The sequence below is a fragment of the Lentibacter algarum genome, from assembly GCF_018860975.1.
In the GTDB taxonomy this organism is placed as follows: domain Bacteria; phylum Pseudomonadota; class Alphaproteobacteria; order Rhodobacterales; family Rhodobacteraceae; genus Lentibacter; species Lentibacter algarum_A.
The window spans coordinates 21,134-36,975 of sequence record NZ_JAHKQI010000003.1; the positions used below are offsets into that span (position 1 = coordinate 21,134).

Here is a 15,842-nt window from a genome sequence, read left to right on the forward strand (position 1 = left end):
TATGCACTGTGGTATGCACTGCAATATGCACCCGAGTCACACCGCCAAAACGCCCGTTAACCAAGCTTAACAAACGGGAGGCTCGCCGTTTACTTTTCGTCGCAAAGTTCCACGGTCGGCACATCGGCTGTTGACGGTCTTTCGCGTGGTTGCGATACATTCTGCCAAGCAAAGCCCAGAGGTGCCGATGGACAGCGACGACCCGACCAACCTCGAGGATTATGGCCCCTTCGGCCGCCCGCTTTTTCAGGGCAAAGAGGCCCGCGCATTGTCGCGTGTCGGTGTGGTTGATGTCGGCTCAAACTCGGTGCGTTTGGTGGTCTTTGACGGGGCGTCGCGCTCGCCTGCTTACTTCTTCAACGAGAAGGTTATGGCCGGACTTGGCGAGGGCATCGCCGAGAGCGGAAAGCTGAATCCTTCAGGAAGAACAAGGGCTTTGAGCGCAATTCGCCGTTTTCAACGCCTCGCAGAAGGCCTTGGCACCGGCCCCCTCACCGCCGTCGCCACCGCCGCTGTGCGCGAGGCTTCTGATGGGCCCGAGTTTCGTGATCTCGTCGAGTCCGAGACCGGCCTCAAGCTTTGGGTGATCGACGGTCAGGAAGAGGCGCGCCTGTCCGCGCAAGGCGTTTTGCTCGGCTGGCCCGGCTCTTACGGCCTTGTATGCGACATTGGCGGTGCGTCGATGGAACTTGCCGAGATATCTGACGGTGAAGTCGGCAAGCGCGTGACATCCCCGCTCGGCCCGCAACGGCTGAAGAGCATCAAAGGCGGCAAGCAGGCGCGCAAAGAAATTATCCGTAACACCTTGCAATCGCTTCATAAAAATCTCGGCCCGCAGCATAACCGTCTCTTTCTCGTTGGCGGTTCGTGGCGCGCCATTGCCCGTATCGACATGCACCGGCGGGGCTATCCGCTGCATGTTCTGCATGAATACCGCATGACCCGCAAAGCCGTGAACGAAACTGCGAAATACATTGCCAAGTCTGACAACGAAGAGCTTCGCCAAGCCTGTGGCGTGTCCTCGAACCGGATGAACCTCGTTCCAATCGCCTCCGAAGTTCTTAAAGAAGTGGTTAAGGAATTCCGCCCCCACGACATCGCAATCAGCTCCTACGGCATCCGCGAAGGCATGCTCTACGAACAAATGCCCCCCCCCCTCCGCGCCCGTGATCCGCTCATTGAAGCTTGCTTGTTTTCTGAAGCAAAAGACGCCCGCTTGCCCGGATTTGGGCGCACGCTTTTCGAGTTTATCCAACCTCTTTTCAAATCCGCTTCTCCAGAACGGTTACGCCTCATCAAGGCGGCATGCTTGCTGCATGACGTAAGTTGGCGCGCGCATCCGGACTATCGCGCAGAGACTTGCTTTGACCTTGCCACGCAGGCAAACCTTGGGGGACTTCGGCATTCCGAGCGAGTCTTCCTCGGGCTTGCGCTGCTCTATCGCTACTCGAACTCGGGCCGTAGCAGTCGTTTTTCCGAACTCTATGACCTTATCCCGGAAGCGGACCAGCGTGTCGCTGAAACTGTCGGAAAAGCGATGCGCTTTGGTGCGATGCTCTGGCTGGTGAAAGATGCGAGAATGGGGGAGCTCAAGTTGTATCCCAAAAAGCGCGTCCTCGAGTTAACCCTTAGTTCAGATGCAGAGCCGCTGTTTGGTGAAGTGGCCGAGTCTCGATTCAACTCGCTTGCCGAAGCTTTTCCCGCAACTCCAAAAGTTGTTTTAATTAAGTGACTTAAAGCTCAATTGCATCATCATTGGGTCGCAATTCATCCGGCGTTTTCTTGCGCAAAATGATGTCACCGTTGGGCAGGATTTCTGGCGGTTCATAGGCGCTCCAGTCTTCTATCTGATCAAAAAGGTCAGCCAGTGCAGGCCCCATGTTGTCAGCGAACTCCTTCAGCGCGGGTTCCATACCTTCCGCAAGCTCTTGCAAATCATCTATGGCCGGCTCAACTTCTTTCAGGATGCCTTCCAAAAACAACTGTGCACCACGTTCCATCAGCGTCAGCCCGTCGTCCTCCGCCCAAGCAGGAAGCGACAACGGAAGCAGAGCGCAAAGCGAAATTGCAAATGCCGTTGATCGTGTCATTCTATAAACATAAGAGCTGTCGCGTCTTTTTCAAACATCAATATCAAGCGTTACCGGAAAGTGGTCAGACGCCGTGAGCAAAGCCTCCCGCAACGCTGGAACTTTGTATAGCTTAGGGTCTTCAAAAGGGTTCCAGATATGCCAGCCCTGCGCTTTCTCAACCAAACCCGGCGAGATCATAATGTAATCTAACAAGGCTTGTAGGTAGCGCTTTTTGCCTTTCAGATAGAAGCGCGCCGATGTCGGAACAGGCCCTAGTCGCCGTCTCAATCCCTGCCGCGCATGTGGGTCAAAAAGACAGTTTTTGCCCGTCTCTCCCATGATGATCTCAACAGAAGAGCGCCCGAACAAATCTTCGTATTGGTCAAGCCCCGGCCCATCATTCAGATCACCCAGCAAAATCAGGTTTTCCCCAGCGTCGAGGTGCTCTTCAATGCGCTGACGCAGCCATATCGCTTGAGCCAACTGCTTTCGACGGTTGCTCACAGACAAGGTCATGGCCTCGGCATCATTGCGCGCTCCGTGTGGCGCCTTTGACTTGAGGTGAGCGCCGATCAAGCGCAGAGCGCCCCCCTTCGCGGTCTGAACCTCCAACTCAAGCGGCGGCTTGGAAAACTGCACCAGATCTTCCTTCGCATCGACATCAAGATCTATCCGGAAGGTGCTGTCAAAGCGTGGCGAATTATGAGCCCCTTTTTTGCCAGAAACCTCGCCGCGCGGATCATGCCGCACGGTCATCACATAGGGATCATAAAGCAAAGCAATCTCTTGTTGGGTGTCATTGTGAAACCCGACTATCGCCTCGCTGGTGCGCAGATCGAACGCTTTTGCAAAGGCTTGCAGCGCTGGCACAGCATGGCGCTTGCGGTTCTCGTCGGGGGCCTCGATGATCATCACCGCATCGGCCTTTAGGGCGGTGAACACGGCCCCCAATGCCAAGGTTTGCTGTTCGCGCGTTACGTTATGGCGCCCCGACCAACCGCCGTCCATCAGCAGTGCTCCATCGTCGTCAAACAGGCTGTTAAACCACTCGACATTATAGGTCGCGATCCGCATCAACCCCGCCTCTCGGAAATCTCTTCCCAAGCACGGTTGATGGCAATCATCCGTTTTTCTGCCATCTTTATGGCCTCTTGCGGAAGGCCGCGCGCAATCATCTGGTCGGGGTGGCTTTCACGGACAATCGCACGCCACACCTGCTTGATTTCTTCAATCGGCGTCGAGGGTTCAACGCCCAAAACCGAGTAAGGGTCCGCCTCCGCCTCGGGCACAAAACGAGACCTGATCTGGCGAAACGCGTGCTCGCTAAGCCCGAAAATTTCGGCGATTTCATGCAGGAACGCGTCTTCATTGGGGTGATACATGCCGTCAGCCACAGCGATGTGAAACAGCCCTTCAAGCAAGTCATGCAAGGCCTCGTGCCCCGCGCCGAACATGTCTCGCACACGGGTTGCATAGGCCTCAAAGCCCGTCGCATCCTGCCGCGCTAGGTTGAACACTTTGGCCGCGCCTGCCTCGTCTGCTTGGGCAATCTGGAACACTTCCTTAAAGGCCGTCACTTCATCGCGAGTCACATGCCCGTCGGCCTTTGCCATTTTGGCACCAAGCGCGATCACGGCGATCGTAAACCCGACCGAACGCTCCGGAGGAGTGCGCAACTGTGCAAACACATCAGACAAGGGTGCGCCTTGAGCGAGCGCGGCCACAGCGGCACTTATGCGGGTCCAAATTGACATGTTCGCCAGCTTAGCCTGCCTGTCTGCAAGTGTCAGCGGCGATATCAGAGAAATTTCTGATAAAGATGCAAATCAAGCCATTGATCATTTTTGCGCCCGACTTCAGGCAAGGTTGCGAGCCGCTCAAATCCACATTTTTCGTGAAACGCGGCCCCTTCGGGGTTGGCACTGCTAACCCCGCCATAAAGCGTATGCGCACCTTCCGCCGAAGCGGCTGCTTCCAGTTGTTCAAGCAGTTTCCTGCCCAGACCCTTGCCGCGCGCTTCCGGCGCCAGATGCACGGAAAATTCCATAGCACGCGCGTAGCCCGGCCCGCCGCGAAACTGAAAATAACAAGCAAAACCAACAACCTGCCCATCAACCTCCGCAACATGCCAGCGGTTTGGTTCTCCCGCAATCTGCTTTGCTAGCGCGGTCGCCTCTTTTTCAACGGTCGTAAATGTCGCCAAAGTATCGCGGATCACCGCGTTCCAGATCGTTGCAATCGCTGCTGCGTCTTGTGGCTGCGCTGAACGCAGCGTCATAGCGTCACCAAGCTGCCGTCTGGGCGGCGCAGGGTTGCGCTCAGGTGCGGCCGCTCCTGGGCACTCAGATGAACACGATCGTCTGTGAGCAAGTCGGCCAAGATGCTGCGCAGCTTCCCGGCCTCAGGATGCTGAAGTTCGAGCCGCTCCAAAACGATCCCGCTTGTCTTCAAACGCGTTGCCGGATGCGGGGTTGTGCCCCAATCAATGATGCCCGGGAAGCACTGATCGAATGGCAAAACACCGGTTTGGGCTTCAGCCATCTTCCAGTGCAAGTCACCACGGGACAGCTCTGCAATGCCAGAAAACCCTTCGGGCAAGCGCGGTAACGCACCGCTGAGGTTTTGCGTGCTGCACACCCATGTCAGCAACCGCGGCCCGCTTTCAAAGCCATCGAGGCCAAACCACCGAGGCAGATGCTCCGCCTCTGCATCAGGATCAACGGCGATCACCTCAAGGTAGGCGCCGTTTTCAAGCCCGAGCAGTGCATTATGTGTGCCATAGCGGGCATGGTTGCCGCCGCCTTCCAACGGCACGCCAAGACGCTCTTGCGCCCATGCAACACCGTCTTCCAAGCGCTCGGCACCAATCACCAGATGGTCAAACGTCAACACCTGTTCAGGCCCGCGCGGCGCGAATGAGCTTCAAAATATCCTGAGCCGCTTCAGGGATATTGGTGCCTGGCCCAAAGATCGCTTTCACGCCGGCGCTTTGCAAAAACTCATAGTCTTGCTGCGGAATAACCCCGCCGCAGATAACGATAATGTCGCCGGCGCCCTTTGCTTTCAGCTCGTCAATAAGCAGTGGCGCAAGGGTCTTGTGCCCTGCCGCCTGCGACGAAATACCAACAACATGCACATCGTTGTCGATCGCGTCTTGCGCCGCCTCATCAGGCGTCTGAAACAGCGGGCCGACGTCTACGTCAAAGCCGATATCCGCAAAGGCCGTCGCGATAACCTTAGCACCGCGGTCATGCCCGTCTTGGCCCATCTTGACCACAAGCAAACGCGGGCGGCGGCCTTCTTCTTCGGCAAACGTCTCGATGCTTTTCTGTATCGCGGCAAAGCCTTCGTCGCCCTCGTAGGCCGCGCCATAGACACCGGCAAGCGTCTTCACTTCGGCTCTGTGACGGCCAAACTCTTCTTCCATAGCCATGCTGATTTCTCCAACAGTTGCACGTGCACGCGCGGCTTCCACCGCGGCGGCCAAAAGGTTGCCTCCCTCTTTGGTGCGGCGGGTAAGCTCGGCCAAAGCAGCGTTGCAAGCCGCGTCGTCGCGGCTGGCGCGTATGCCTTCAAGCCGCTTTACCTGGTTGTCGCGCACAGCGACGTTATCAACATCCAGAATGTCGATAGGCTCTTCTTTGTCGAGCCGGTACTTGTTGACACCAACGATCACCTCGTCGCCTTTGTCGATCATGGCTTGCCGCCGCGCCGCACTTTCTTCGATGCGCAGCTTGGGCATGCCGGAAGCCACAGCCTTGGTCATGCCGCCCATTTCCTCGACTTCTTCCATCAAAGCCCAGGCCTTGTCAGCGAGCTCTTTGGTAAGGCTTTCAACGTAGTAAGAGCCAGCCAGCGGGTCGACAACATTGGTCACTCCGGTCTCTTCCTGCAATATAAGCTGCGTATTGCGGGCAATGCGGGCGCTAAACTCTGTTGGCAACGCAATCGCCTCGTCCAGCGCGTTGGTGTGCAGACTTTGCGTGCCGCCAAGTGCCGCTGCCATCGCCTCATATGCGGTGCGGATTACGTTGTTATACGGGTCTTGTTCCTGCAGGCTCACACCCGATGTCTGACAGTGGGTGCGCAGCATTTTGGAGCGCTCCGATTTGGCTTCAAACTCGGTCATCACGCGGTGCCAAAGCAGGCGCGCAGCCCGCAGTTTCGCCGCTTCCATGAAGAAATTCATGCCAATCGCAAAGAAAAAGCTGAGCCGACCAGCGAAGGTGTCAACATCCATGCCCGCCTCAATCGCTGCGCGCACATACTCACGCCCGTCAGCCAGCGTATAGGCCAGCTCTTGCACGAGGTTCGCACCGGCCTCTTGCATGTGATAGCCCGAGATCGAGATCGAGTTGAACTTGGGCATCTCGTCAGAAGTATACTGAATGATATCCGAGATGATTTTCATGCTTGGCGCAGGTGGGTATATGTAGGTGTTGCGCACCATGAACTCTTTAAGAATGTCGTTCTGGATGGTGCCTGCGAGCAGTGCTTTGTCGTGGCCCTGCTCTTCTCCCGTAACAATGAAATTTGCCAAGATCGGGATGACAGCTCCGTTCATTGTCATCGAAACCGAGACTTTGTCGAGCGGAATGCCGTCAAACAAGATCTTCATATCCTCGACAGAGTCGATGGCAACACCTGCTTTGCCGACGTCGCCTGCCACGCGCGGGTGGTCACTGTCATATCCGCGGTGCGTAGCCAAGTCGAAGGCAACAGAAACACCCTGCTGTCCGGCAGCAAGGGCTTTGCGGTAAAAGGCGTTGCTTTCTTCGGCGGTAGAAAAGCCGGCATACTGGCGGATCGTCCAAGGGCGGCCAGCATACATCGTGGCCTTTACACCGCGTGTAAACGGCCCCGTTCCAGGCACATTCCCGAGGTGCTCTGCGCCCTCGATATCATCGGCAAAATAAACAGGCTTCACCTCGATATCTTCAAGGGTTTTCCATGTCAGGTCTTCAACCGGTCGGCCTCGCAGCTCTTTTTCAGCTTGCGCGGTCCAGTCCTCTCGCTTGGTCATAGTGGTGTCCTCTGTTTAGAGCCAGCGGCAGACTTAGGCCTGCTTCTTCTGGCGATATGTGGTCAATATACGTGGCAACACCTCCCGCGCCGCCTTTCGCCCAGAACATGTCATCGGCGAATAGTTCTTTCAGTTCGGATCGAGCATCAGCATTGAAAGGCTGGTAGCGCCCGGAGCCCTGCGGCAAGTTGCAAGCCGCCTCGCCACGCCGCGTTAGAATTTGGCGGAGTTCTTCAAGGTCAGGCGCTTCATTCAGCTTCAGGCCGTCAGAGGCCTCAACAAGCTTGGGGCAGCCGACAACCTGCGCCAGGCGTAGACCAGGCCGGTTTGCGTATCCGGCAAAATCATGCATCTCAATGCTCGCTCCGGCAAAGCTGTCAGCGACATCCTGCGTAACATCGCGCCAGTTGCGCCGCGCCTGATCAAGGATAATCTCGGGCACGGGCACATTCGCGCGGCTAAACAGCCCATCAAACATGCCGCTTTTGCGTGTGCGGCGCGGCCCCCAAAAACCGATGCCATGCACTGCCAACTCTCGACGGTGGCTGCGCATGTAATTCTGGAACGTAGTTGTGGCTGTCCTTTGAGCACCCAAATGCAGAACTATTCTCATCTCGCCAAACCTTATCCCATACTTCGCAGGCCAAACAGAGAGCAGCAGCGAACGAAAGACAGGATGCCCAAATTTAGCTAACGAATGACTTAACAACGCAGAGAAAGCTCCACACCAGATAAAGTCGCTCGCAATGCCTGCCTTTACACCTATATGATAGGGTGTAGGAGAGCTCATGAAACAGATCTTAGTATATGTAATTGCAGTGTTTTTAACGGGGTCAGCAATAGCTGAAATCGTTCCGGACTCTGATCGCTCCGAAGTCTTCGTTGACAGCGATACGGTGGATCTGAGTAAACTCTTATGGAAAAACAGGGTCTTGATTGTCTTTGCCGACAGCGAGAACGACCCGCGGTTTGTCGAGCAAATGCGCCTGTTATCAGAACGACCCAACGAACTTTTCCTGCGTGATATTGTGGTTCTCTCCGACACCAGCCCCTCTGCCGAAACCGCCCTACGCGACAAGTTCCATCCGCGCGGCTTTATGCTCGTGCTCATCGGCAAGGACGGGCAGATGTATCTGCGCAAGCCGCTGCCTTGGGACATACGCGAAATCACCCGCTCTGTTGACAAATTGCCGCTGCGCCAGCAGGAAATGCGCGACAGACGCTGAGCGCTTACACGTTGCTGCGCAGGTAAAACGCCAGTTTTTCGGGCACATAAACCAGAAGCAAAGCATTGTCTTTTGGCAGATAAACCAACTGCGTCTCCGGCGACATCAGCACCCGAAAATACCCGCGCGACACTTGATCGGGCATGCAGTTTTGCGCCGGCCCAACAGCCGCCGAAATCAGCCCCAACCCGCTGGGCAGATTGTGTGACATCAACCTTTCGCTGATCTCGTTGGGGCTCACCTCGGGCATATAAAAATGCACCGGTTGCCCCTGCTCTATCATTCTCAGCGCCGCCTTCACTGTGCCTGCAGCCGCAAACTTGTTGCGAAACTCGGCCAGCGCCAAGGTAAACACCGCCGCGGTGCATGTGCTGCTTGAGGCGAAATGCACTGTATCGAGCAGATACACCTGCCGGATGAGGCGTTGTCGCAACGCCTCCTCGCTGTCGAGTTTGCATCCTGTCAGTGCCAAAAGCGCCAACAAAGACAGCATCATAGGTGTTCGCAGCATCCAACCGCCCCTCAGATATAGGCCAAGCCTGATCTGACGTAGCAGAAAAACCTTTCCGCTTTCTTGCTGTGGATGCTGCGGGGTCAATCATGGGCGCTATTCGAACTCGATGATCACATCGTCAACCGCAAGGCTGTCGCCCGCTGCGGCGTTGATCTTGCTGACAATGCCTTTCTTCTCGGCGCGCAGGATGTTTTCCATCTTCATCGCTTCAATTGTGCAAAGCGCTTGGCCGTCCTGCACTTCCTCGCCGACTTCGACGCTAATGTTCACAACAAGGCCCGGCATCGGACACAAGAGCAGCTTTGAAGTGTCCGGCGGCAGCTTCTCTGGCATCAACCTCGCAAGCTCTGCCTGACGCGGGCTGCGCACGTGCACTTTCAGGTCGGCCCCGCGAGAGCGAATGCGAAAGCCCCCCGAAATCTTGCCGACCTTCAACACAAGGTTGCCGTCATCCAGATCAAGCTTTGCGAGCTGGTCGCCGGGTGTCCAATCAGACGCGACGCGCACTTTCCCCTTGGCAAAATGCACGGTGGAGCCCATCGGGTCAGCTTCGATCCGCACCGGATAATCCTGCCCTTGCAAGCTGACGACCCAGTCTTTGCCAACACGGCGTTCGTGGTTGTCCATACGGCCTGACACGCGGGTGCGGCGGATCTCGGCGACACGGTGCATCGCCGCACAACTGGCGGCAATCTTGCGCAGCTCGGGTTCGGCAAGCTCGACGCCCTCAAAGCCCTCAGGATACTGCTCTTCAATAAAGGCCGTCGTCATCTCGCCCTTGGTGAATATCTCGTGGTCCATCACCGCACTGAGGAACGGCAGGTTGTGACCAATGCCTTCAAGCTCAAACCCGTCGAGCGCGTCGCGCATATGGGCAATCGCTTCACTGCGGCTCGGAGCCCAAGTGCAGAGCTTGGCGATCATCGGGTCATAAAACATGCTGATCTCACCGCCCTCAAACACGCCGGTATCATTGCGCACCGCGAAGTCTCCTACAGGGGCATCACCCTGCCATTTGTCATTGGCAACAAGTGGGCCTGCGGCAAGCTCGGCGGGCGGGCGATAGCGTGTCAGACGCCCGATTGACGGCAAGAAACCTCTGTAAGGATCTTCCGCATAAAGGCGGTTCTCTATCGCCCAGCCCGTCAGCGTCACGTCTTTTTGGCTCATCGCCAGTTTCTCGCCATAAGCCACGCGGATCATCTGCTCGACAAGATCAACGCCGGTGATCAGCTCGGTGACAGGGTGTTCAACCTGCAAGCGCGTGTTCATCTCAAGGAAATAGAAGTTGCGCTCACCATCAACGATAAACTCAACCGTGCCAGCGCTGGCATAGTCAACAGCCTTCGCCAAAGCAACAGACTGCTCGCCCATAGCCTTACGTGTAGCCTCATCAAGAAACGGCGATGGCGCTTCTTCAACAACCTTTTGCTGGCGGCGCTGGATAGAGCATTCGCGCTCGCCAAGGTATATCCCGTTGCCATGACTGTCACACAGCACCTGAATTTCGATGTGGCGGGGCTGGGTGATAAACTTTTCAATGAAAATCCGGTCATCCCCAAAGGAGTTCGCGGCTTCGTTCTTCGAGCTCTGAAAGCCCTCGCGCGCTTCGTCGTCGTTCCAGGCAATGCGCATGCCCTTGCCGCCGCCGCCTGCCGAAGCCTTGATCATCACCGGATACCCAACCTGATTGGATATTTTGACAGCTTCCTCGGCGTCCTCGATCAGGCCCATATAGCCCGGAACGGTGCTGACATCGGCATCTTGAGCGATCTTCTTGGAAGTAATCTTGTCGCCCATCTTCTCGATCGCACCCACAGGTGGGCCGATAAAGGCAACGCCAGCAGCCTCAAGCGCTTCAGCAAACTTGGCGTTCTCCGAAAGGAAGCCATACCCCGGATGAACCGCCTCGGCGCCGGTGTCTTTGATCGCCTTCATCACGTTTTCTATGACGATATATGACTGGTTTGCAGGCGGCGGCCCGATGTGCACGGCCTCGTCAGCCATCTTGACATGCAGCGCGTTGCGGTCAGCATCTGAGTAAATCGCAACGGTCTTGATGCCCATTTTTCGCGCAGTTTTGATAACCCGACAAGCGATCTCACCGCGGTTGGCAATCAGGATTTTCTTAAACATAGCATGTCCCTTTCGTTTTGGCCTTCGCGGGTGTTACCCGTTGCCAATGAAGCAAAGAAAAAGCCACGCCGCAGCTGTGAAGCTGTGACGTGGCTTTGGTGTTTTTGGTGGCCCCTTGCGAGACCTGCGTCAGCCTAGCAGCGTGACGGGAATTTCTGACAGTATGCGACGTTGGAAACCGCACCGACAAGCGCTCCGGTGAGCAAGTCACCTTTGGTGACATGTGATACTGCGACACCCGCACCGCCGCCGATAACGGCTTGCTCAGTAAGCGTATCGCCGCAACCGGCGAGCATAGCCGCCGTGCTGAGCGCGACAGCCCATTTTGTGATCTTTTGCATAACTCTTTGCCTCGTTTGCATATGTTTTTTGCCGACATGTTAGCCGACAGCTTGGCCGTCTGTGCGGCCTTCATACTGAGAGAGTTAAGCATGACGGGCCGCGTTGTCGAGTTACCCAGCCTATTTTGCTCGCCACCTGTGGCAAGAAAAAAGCAGGGGCGGCGACCTTGGGGGCAGCCGCCGCGCCCTGCAGGGGAAGGGTAACGGATGAGGCTTGCGCCTACCATCACCTCTAGACCCTTGCATGGGATCAGAAACCGCGAAAGCCCGTTGGGTGGGGTTGATCTGAAATGAGCTAAACTGCGCTCAATTAGGGGTTGTATCGGCAAATTCATGCTTGTCCGCCCTCATCATCATCCCAATCATCCGTAAAAATATCGGGAAACGAGAGCTTTGCCGCCGCGACGTCGATCTGCAAAAGCGCATCATAGCTTGCTGGGTCGAACGGGTCTTCAGCAGGAATAATCTCACGGCCATACAACCAGGAAATGCGCCCGGCATCAAGATTGCCGCGCTCGAACGGATGCTCGCCAAAGTACTCCCACAGTGCTTTCATGAAACCCGCGTCAGCGCGCTTGTCCGGCGGGCGGCGGTCACGAAACCGCTCGCGCACAGTGAGTGGCGTCACCCCTTTGGGGTTGGCGCGGCGAATGACAAACTGAAAGTCGGTGCCCGTAAGGCGGCCCGGAAAACCTCGATGTTTAATCATACGAAAGCCCCCCTCAGAGCACTCCGAGACGGCAGACAGGCTTGAAATGTAAGGAAATGGTAGGGTGAAACGGGCCCAAAGGCCCGCTTCAAAAACTGGTTATTTGTATTTGCCGGTGAACGTTGGCTCAACCGAGATCGGGGCTGGATCAACCACAACATACTCTTCATCTGAAGCTTTGTTGCCGCCACAAGCGGAAACGAGCGCCACAAACGAAAAGGCAACTGCGCCTTTAAGGACATTTGACATATTGAACTCCTGTCATTTCTTTCGGACTTTAGGGGCGCTTCAGCCCCGTCCTGCCTCTGGTTAAAGTTACTGACTTCTCTCGAAGCCTGCGCCAGCAACATACCTAAAAATGAAGATTTTCGATAGCCACGCGCGAAAAGCGTCAGAAGTTGTGACACCAAAGGCGCAGGAACCCGCTCAAATGAACTTTGTGCCGCAACATGTTGTGGTTGCATTAATAATTCTCCCAGATACAGGCATCATTTTTGACACCAAACTGCTCAAAAAACTGCCGGGCGTCAGGATCAGTCGCCCCGAAATCAACTGGTCGGTCGGAATATGAGATCACGATGCGATCTACTTCAGCGGTACTTTCAAGCACGATCGGCAAAGCAAATTCGTTGCACAGAAACTCAAAATCACGGGCCAGAACCTCAAGCTCCGGCGGGTTGCCTTTTGCCAGTTCCGGCACCAAAAAGCGAAACCGCGAATAGACAAACGTTTGATCGGGCTTCTCGTCAAGAATGACATCTGTCAGCTCGATAAGCATCCCCGAGGGCGGCACGGGCACTGCGCGCAGGTTTTCTGTGGCACACACCTGCCCTGCCAGCATCACGCCGAACGCCGCACAAACGGCTGTATGAAACACCGTATCCATCGGCGTTACAGCGGTATGTTGTCGTGTTTTTTCCACGGGTTCGTCAGCTGCTTGCCCCTGAGGCTGGCAAAGGCGCGGCTAACACGTTTGCGGGTGCTATGCGGCACGATAACCTCGTCGATAAACCCGCGTTCGGCGGCAACAAACGGGTTGGCAAAACGCTCTTCGTAATCGGCGGCATGTTGGGCGATCTTGTCAGCATCGCCCATGTCGGCACGATGGATAATCTCGGTTGCACCCTTCGCGCCCATCACCGCGATTTCGGCAGTGGGCCACGCATAATTAAAGTCACCGCGCAGGTGTTTTGAGGCCATAACATCATATGCACCACCATAGGCTTTTCGAGTGATTACAGTCACTTTCGGCACGGTTGCCTCACCGTAGGCAAACAACAGCTTCGCGCCGTGCTTGATAACGCCGCCATACTCTTGTGACGTCCCCGGCAAGAAGCCCGGCACGTCAACCAGTGTCAGGATCGGGATTTCAAACGCATCGCAAAAGCGCACAAACCGCGCGGCCTTGCGCGAGCTGTCGATATCCAGAACACCGGCAAGCACCATCGGTTGGTTGGCAACCACACCCACAGTTTGCCCTTCAAGACGGATAAACGCAGTGATGATATTGGCCGCGAAATCTTCCTGAATTTCGTAGAAGTCACCCTCGTCAGCGATCTTCGCGATCAGCTCTTTCATGTCATAGGGCTGGTTGGGGTTGTCAGGAATAAGCGTATCAAGGCTCGCCTCCGCGCGGCCCGGCTCGTCAAAGAACGGGCGCACGGGCGGCTTTTCGCGGTTGTTAAGCGGCAGAAAATCAACCAAGCGGCGCACCTCAGCGATCGCCTCGACGTCATTCTCGAACGCACCGTCAGCGACTGACGACTTCTTGGTATGGGTGCTCGCGCCGCCAAGCTCTTCTGCGGTGACAACCTCGTTGGTCACGGTCTTCACAACATCCGGGCCGGTGACAAACATGTAGGAGCTGTCTTTCACCATGAAGATAAAGTCGGTCATCGCAGGGGAGTACACCGCGCCGCCGGCACAAGGCCCCATGATCAAGCTGATCTGCGGCACCACGCCAGAGGCCATGATGTTACGCTGGAAAACTTCGGCATAGCCCGCAAGCGAGGCAACCCCCTCCTGAATACGCGCACCACCTGAGTCGTTGATACCGATAACAGGCGCCCCATTCTGGATCGCCATATCCATGATCTTGCAGATCTTCTCGGCGTGCGTTTCACTGAGCGATCCGCCGAAAACCGTGAAGTCCTGAGAAAACACATAGACCATACGGCCATTGATCGTGCCCCACCCAGTGATCACACCATCACCCGCAGGCCTTTGTTTTTCCATACCAAAATCAGTGCAACGGTGCGCCTTGAACATGTCGAACTCTTCAAAGCTGCCTTCGTCCAGCAGCAACTCAACCCGCTCGCGCGCAGTAAGTTTGCCTTTGGCGTGCTGCGCTGCAATGCGCTTTTCACCACCGCCAAGCTGCGCATCAGCGCGGCGATCATCAAGCATTTGAAGGATATCTTTCATGTCGGCCCCCTTTAGGATTTAGACCAACATAACGCGTTGCAAGGCCTCGAAAAAGAACAAACTCGCAAATTTGCAAAGATGTATTCTAGGTTTTTCAGCTAATTGCAAATTTGCAAATTTTCACCGACATATCACCTGAGACTGGACTCTACCAAACAACCGGAATACCGCTTCCCAAATGCAAGAAATTCAAAAAAGCCGCTTTCTAGACCGTTCAACACCTCCGCACATCGGAACACTTATCTGCCTGACGGGCCTGTCTGCGCTGGCGATGAACATTTTCCTGCCGTCCCTTAACGGTATGGCCGAGTTCTTTCAGGTCGACTACGCCTTTATGCAACTCTCGGTTGCTTTGTATCTGGCCATCAACGCTTTCTTGCAGCTCTTCATCGGCCCGATATCTGACAAATACGGCCGCCGAATCGTGCTCCTTTGGGGGATGGCCCTGTTTTGCCTCGCAACCCTTGGCTGCCTCGCCGCACAAGACGCCTTCACCTTCATGGTCTTTCGTATGTTGCAGGCCGTCATTTCTGTTGCGATGGTCTTAACCCGCGCTGTCGTGCGCGACATTTATGGCCTCAACAGGGGCGCCTCGATGCTTGGCTATGTCACAATGGGCATGTCGCTCATCCCCATGATCGCCCCGGCAGTCGGCGGCTTTCTTGAGGTCCGCTACGGCTGGCATGCGAGCTTTTGGATGCTGTTTGGCCTCGGCTTGGTGCTTTTTACCGTCACCTGGTTTGACCTGAAGGAAACATCTCCGCCCAGTGGCCGCACCTTGACGCAGCAATTTGGTGAATACCCCGAGTTGCTCACATCCCCGCGGTTCTGGGGCTACTGCTTCTCCTCGGCCTTCTCTGCGGGAGCATTTTTTGCCTATCTGGGCGGCGCACCCTTTGTGGGCGAGCAGGTCTTTGGCCTCTCACCCGATACACTCGGCTTGTATTTTGCAGCCCCCGGCATCGGCTACTTCATCGGCAACTTCATCACCGGTCGTTACTCGGTTCGCATCGGCGTCAATCAGATGATTTTTTGGGGAAATCTGATCTGCGTGATTGCACTGCTGCCGTCGCTCCTACTCAGCCTGGCAGGCCTTAACACGCCATTTTTGTTCTTCGCCTTTGTTGCTGTGCTTGGCCTCGGAAACGGCATGGTCTTGCCAAACGGGCAATCCGGAATGCTCTCGGTGCGCCCGCATTTGGCAGGCACCGCAGCGGGGCTTGGCAGCGCGATCATGATCGGCGGTGGCGCCGCGCTTGCAGCACTTGCAGGCGCGCTCCTCAAGCCCGGATCAAGCGAAGTGCCTCTGACTGTAATCATGACAGTGAGTTGTTTTGCCGCCATGATCACAGCCCTGCTCATTATTCGCCGTGAGCGCCGGTTGAACTTGTAAGCCG

17 protein-coding genes are annotated in these 15,842 nt (G+C 56.0%); 3 read left to right on the forward strand and 14 right to left on the reverse strand.

All coding sequences use genetic code 11. From position 1 onward, the window contains the following. Positions 1-187 precede the first annotated feature (187 nt). Positions 188-1,732 (forward strand): Ppx/GppA family phosphatase, encoded by a 1,545-nt coding sequence (locus KO498_RS02720; protein ID WP_215958634.1) that lies wholly within the window; start codon positions 188-190, stop codon positions 1,730-1,732. A 1-nt stretch (position 1,733) separates the two neighbouring features. Here the strand turns inward: KO498_RS02720 and KO498_RS02725 are convergent, their stop codons facing one another. The 7 genes from KO498_RS02725 to KO498_RS02755 are packed head-to-tail and all read right to left on the reverse strand — an operon-like array spanning position 1,734 to position 7,708. Further along, positions 1,734-2,090 (reverse strand): hypothetical protein, encoded by a 357-nt coding sequence (locus KO498_RS02725; RefSeq protein ID WP_215958351.1) that lies wholly within the window; start codon positions 2,088-2,090, stop codon positions 1,734-1,736. 30 nt (positions 2,091-2,120) lie between these two features. Further along, a complete protein-coding gene (locus tag KO498_RS02730; protein WP_215958352.1) occupies positions 2,121-3,146 on the reverse strand; it encodes an endonuclease/exonuclease/phosphatase family protein in 1,026 nt (341 codons plus the stop codon). After that, positions 3,146-3,826 carry a molecular chaperone DjiA gene (locus tag KO498_RS02735; RefSeq protein ID WP_215958353.1) on the reverse strand — a complete coding sequence of 227 codons (681 nt, stop codon included), beginning with the start codon at positions 3,824-3,826 and terminating at the stop codon, positions 3,146-3,148. Before KO498_RS02735 ends, KO498_RS02730 begins: the two co-directional genes overlap by 1 nt. A gap of 44 nt (positions 3,827-3,870) precedes the next feature. Next, on the reverse strand, positions 3,871-4,350 hold the full coding sequence (locus KO498_RS02740; RefSeq protein ID WP_215958354.1) for a GNAT family N-acetyltransferase: 480 nt from the start codon (positions 4,348-4,350) through the stop codon (positions 3,871-3,873). Further along, on the reverse strand, positions 4,347-4,964 hold the full coding sequence (locus tag KO498_RS02745) for a VOC family protein (protein WP_215958355.1): 618 nt from the start codon (positions 4,962-4,964) through the stop codon (positions 4,347-4,349). Before KO498_RS02745 ends, KO498_RS02740 begins: the two co-directional genes overlap by 4 nt. 4 nt (positions 4,965-4,968) lie before the next feature. Next, the gene (gene scpA, locus KO498_RS02750; RefSeq protein ID WP_215958356.1) at positions 4,969-7,095 is read right to left on the reverse strand and encodes a methylmalonyl-CoA mutase; all 2,127 of its coding nucleotides are present in this window, start codon (positions 7,093-7,095) and stop codon (positions 4,969-4,971) included. Then, the gene (locus KO498_RS02755) at positions 7,061-7,708 is read right to left on the reverse strand and encodes a hypothetical protein (protein WP_215958357.1); all 648 of its coding nucleotides are present in this window, start codon (positions 7,706-7,708) and stop codon (positions 7,061-7,063) included. Before KO498_RS02755 ends, scpA begins: the two co-directional genes overlap by 35 nt. A gap of 175 nt (positions 7,709-7,883) precedes the next feature. Here KO498_RS02755 and KO498_RS02760 point away from each other — a divergent pair, with 175 nt between their 5' ends. Then, entirely contained in the window at positions 7,884-8,321 is a 438-nt protein-coding gene (locus KO498_RS02760) for a DUF4174 domain-containing protein (protein ID WP_215958358.1), read from the forward strand. Between the two features lie 4 nt (positions 8,322-8,325). On the opposite strand, the gene KO498_RS02765 is transcribed toward KO498_RS02760, so the two are convergent. The 7 genes from KO498_RS02765 to KO498_RS02795 form a co-directional block, all read right to left on the reverse strand. Continuing rightward, positions 8,326-8,832: a hypothetical protein gene (locus KO498_RS02765; protein WP_215958359.1), complete on the reverse strand. Its 507-nt coding sequence runs from the start codon at positions 8,830-8,832 to the stop codon at positions 8,326-8,328. Positions 8,833-8,928: 96 nt separating this feature from the next. Further along, positions 8,929-10,971: an acetyl-CoA carboxylase biotin carboxylase subunit gene (locus tag KO498_RS02770; protein ID WP_215958360.1), complete on the reverse strand. Its 2,043-nt coding sequence runs from the start codon at positions 10,969-10,971 to the stop codon at positions 8,929-8,931. Positions 10,972-11,105: 134 nt separating this feature from the next. After that, positions 11,106-11,312, reverse strand: a complete 207-nt coding sequence (locus tag KO498_RS02775; RefSeq protein ID WP_215958361.1) for a hypothetical protein — start codon at positions 11,310-11,312, stop codon at positions 11,106-11,108. Positions 11,313-11,643: 331 nt separating this feature from the next. Continuing rightward, on the reverse strand, positions 11,644-12,021 hold the full coding sequence (locus tag KO498_RS02780; RefSeq protein WP_215958362.1) for a hypothetical protein: 378 nt from the start codon (positions 12,019-12,021) through the stop codon (positions 11,644-11,646). 99 nt (positions 12,022-12,120) lie between these two features. Further along, complete coding sequence (locus KO498_RS02785; protein ID WP_215958363.1) at positions 12,121-12,270, reverse strand: hypothetical protein; 150 nt, start codon at positions 12,268-12,270, stop codon at positions 12,121-12,123. Between the two features lie 214 nt (positions 12,271-12,484). Then, the gene (locus KO498_RS02790) at positions 12,485-12,943 is read right to left on the reverse strand and encodes a DUF6497 family protein (RefSeq protein ID WP_215958364.1); all 459 of its coding nucleotides are present in this window, start codon (positions 12,941-12,943) and stop codon (positions 12,485-12,487) included. Beyond that, on the reverse strand, positions 12,913-14,445 hold the full coding sequence (locus KO498_RS02795) for an acyl-CoA carboxylase subunit beta (RefSeq protein ID WP_215958365.1): 1,533 nt from the start codon (positions 14,443-14,445) through the stop codon (positions 12,913-12,915). Before KO498_RS02795 ends, KO498_RS02790 begins: the two co-directional genes overlap by 31 nt. A gap of 178 nt (positions 14,446-14,623) precedes the next feature. On the opposite strand from KO498_RS02795, the gene KO498_RS02800 reads away from it, so the two are divergent. Then, on the forward strand, positions 14,624-15,838 hold the full coding sequence (locus KO498_RS02800; protein WP_215958366.1) for a multidrug effflux MFS transporter: 1,215 nt from the start codon (positions 14,624-14,626) through the stop codon (positions 15,836-15,838). Positions 15,839-15,842: the final 4 nt, after the last annotated feature.

Excerpts from the sequence above, each read along its gene's own strand:
- KO498_RS02800 (WP_215958366.1), top strand. The coding sequence starts at position 14,624 with ATGCAAGAAATTCAAAAAAGCCGCTTTCTAGACCGTTCAACACCTCCG.
- KO498_RS02785 (WP_215958363.1), bottom strand. The coding sequence starts at position 12,270 with ATGTCAAATGTCCTTAAAGGCGCAGTTGCCTTTTCGTTTGTGGCGCTC.
- KO498_RS02720 (WP_215958634.1), top strand. The coding sequence starts at position 188 with ATGGACAGCGACGACCCGACCAACCTCGAGGATTATGGCCCCTTCGGC.
- KO498_RS02760 (WP_215958358.1), top strand. The coding sequence starts at position 7,884 with ATGAAACAGATCTTAGTATATGTAATTGCAGTGTTTTTAACGGGGTCA.
- KO498_RS02775 (WP_215958361.1), bottom strand. The coding sequence starts at position 11,312 with ATGCAAAAGATCACAAAATGGGCTGTCGCGCTCAGCACGGCGGCTATG.
- KO498_RS02765 (WP_215958359.1), bottom strand. The coding sequence starts at position 8,832 with ATGCTGCGAACACCTATGATGCTGTCTTTGTTGGCGCTTTTGGCACTG.
- KO498_RS02740 (WP_215958354.1), bottom strand. The coding sequence starts at position 4,350 with ATGACGCTGCGTTCAGCGCAGCCACAAGACGCAGCAGCGATTGCAACG.
- KO498_RS02780 (WP_215958362.1), bottom strand. The coding sequence starts at position 12,021 with ATGATTAAACATCGAGGTTTTCCGGGCCGCCTTACGGGCACCGACTTT.
- scpA (WP_215958356.1), bottom strand. The coding sequence starts at position 7,095 with ATGACCAAGCGAGAGGACTGGACCGCGCAAGCTGAAAAAGAGCTGCGA.
- KO498_RS02795 (WP_215958365.1), bottom strand. The coding sequence starts at position 14,445 with ATGAAAGATATCCTTCAAATGCTTGATGATCGCCGCGCTGATGCGCAG.
- KO498_RS02730 (WP_215958352.1), bottom strand. The coding sequence starts at position 3,146 with ATGCGGATCGCGACCTATAATGTCGAGTGGTTTAACAGCCTGTTTGAC.
- KO498_RS02735 (WP_215958353.1), bottom strand. The coding sequence starts at position 3,826 with ATGTCAATTTGGACCCGCATAAGTGCCGCTGTGGCCGCGCTCGCTCAA.
- KO498_RS02770 (WP_215958360.1), bottom strand. The coding sequence starts at position 10,971 with ATGTTTAAGAAAATCCTGATTGCCAACCGCGGTGAGATCGCTTGTCGG.
- KO498_RS02755 (WP_215958357.1), bottom strand. The coding sequence starts at position 7,708 with ATGAGAATAGTTCTGCATTTGGGTGCTCAAAGGACAGCCACAACTACG.
- KO498_RS02725 (WP_215958351.1), bottom strand. The coding sequence starts at position 2,090 with ATGACACGATCAACGGCATTTGCAATTTCGCTTTGCGCTCTGCTTCCG.